Source organism: Actinoplanes sp. NPDC051633, from assembly GCF_040681735.1.
Taxonomy (GTDB): domain Bacteria; phylum Actinomycetota; class Actinomycetes; order Mycobacteriales; family Micromonosporaceae; genus Actinoplanes.
Genome location: NZ_JBFAZH010001585.1, coordinates 1 through 1,433, shown reverse-complemented (window position 1 = coordinate 1,433; position 1,433 = coordinate 1). Strand labels below are relative to the sequence as shown.

General features: G+C 72.9%; 2 protein-coding genes and 1 pseudogene. All 3 read right to left on the bottom strand.

The window, feature by feature from the left end; genetic code table 11:
• Positions 1 to 287: pseudogene (locus AB0M20_RS43355) on the bottom strand (phosphatase); the annotation flags it as partial.
• A gap of 27 nt (positions 288 to 314) precedes the next feature.
• Positions 315 to 1,181, bottom strand: coding sequence for an FAD-dependent oxidoreductase (locus AB0M20_RS43350; RefSeq protein WP_364307315.1), 867 nt, complete (start codon positions 1,179 to 1,181; stop codon positions 315 to 317).
• Positions 1,174 to 1,433: DUF1810 family protein (locus tag AB0M20_RS43345; protein WP_364307313.1), on the bottom strand; the 260-nt coding region annotated here is incomplete at its 5' end. The genes AB0M20_RS43350 and AB0M20_RS43345, both read right to left, overlap by 8 nt.

The following is a 1,433-nucleotide window of genomic DNA, read 5'->3' as shown; positions in this document are numbered from 1 at the left end:
GGTACGCCGGTGAGGCCGAGGAAGGCGAGCGGGCCGGCGGCGGCCGCGCCCCCCGCCGCCCCCGGGGGCGGGGGGGCGCCCCCCGCCCACCCCCCCCCGCTCCCCACCCCGGCGCCGCGCCCCCCGGCCCGGAAGAGGCCGCGGCGCGAGGCGACAACGTCGGCGAAGGTTTCGTTGTCCGAATTGTTCGGCACCGGGTGGTCGCAGGCGTTCCCACAGCGGTAAAGGCAGGTCATCGGGTCGCGGCCGGTGTGGCCGAGGAGCTTCAGCAGACGTCGTTCAGCCATAGACTGACGTTAGTGTTCCGTTAATCTTTACGAAACCTTCTCGACGACCAATCTCGTGATCTCGGTGGCGCAACCCCAGGACAGCGTCATCCCGGCCCCGCCGTGCCCGTACGCGTGCACCACCCTGCCCTCGCGCTCCACCCGCGGCCCGCCGCGCCGGCACGGCCGCAACCCGACCCGGTCGCCCAGCACCTCGGCGCCCTCCAGCGCCGGGACAAGCTCGGCGGTTCCGGCCAGGATCCGCGACCGCACCGCCGGATCGGGTGCGAGGTCCCACTCGTTCTCGTCCCATGTCCCGCCGAGCACCACATCCGACGAGCGGGGATGCACGTAGAAGCCCTGCGCCCGCACCGACTCCTCGACACCGGGGTTGCGGACCAGCACGATCTGGCCGCGGGCGGGGTAGACGGCGGGGTCGCCGGCCAGTTCGCGGGCGGCCAGGCCGGTCGCGTTCACGACGACCGGCGCCGGCACCTCGCCGAGGGCGCGCACCTCGCGCCGCTCGACCCGCACCCGCGCCGCCAGCCACGGGAGGTAGACGCTCATCTCCGCGAGCGGCGCCGCGAAGCTGACCTCCTCCTCGTCGCGGCTCAGCCCCGGCGGCGCCCACCACAGCGAGTCCACCTTGCCGACGTTGCGGGTCGTCCGGATCAACAGCCCGGGGATCCCGGCGGCCGCCTGGCGGGTGAACTCGTCGTAGGTCTCCAGCCCCCAGGCGCGTACCCGGGGATCGAATTCCGTCCTGGTGGGATACCAGACCGCCGCGCTCACCGAGGAGACGGTTCGCTCCGGCGGGTCCTTCGACCACACGACGACGTCGAGGCCGGCCTCCTGCAGACGGACCGCCGCGGTCAGGCCGATGATGCCGCCGCCGACGACGATCACGTCAGCCATCCAGCAGCTCCAGCGTGCGCGGGTCGGGACTGTCGTAGTACTTGACCAGGACCTTGTGGAAGATGCCGTCGTCGGGCACCGCCGCGGCGAAGAGGGTCATCGACGACCGCAGCTTGAGGTCGTCCGGGAAGCCGAGGATGGCGCCGACGTTGCGGCCCTCGACGCTGAGGATCGCTTCCGCCGCCTCGTGCAGCCGCGGGCCGAGCACGGGATGCGCGAGGTATTCGCGAGCCTCGTCGAGGCCGCTCAGGG

Excerpts from the sequence above, each read along its gene's own strand:
- AB0M20_RS43350 (WP_364307315.1), bottom strand. The coding sequence starts at position 1,181 with ATGGCTGACGTGATCGTCGTCGGCGGCGGCATCATCGGCCTGACCGCG.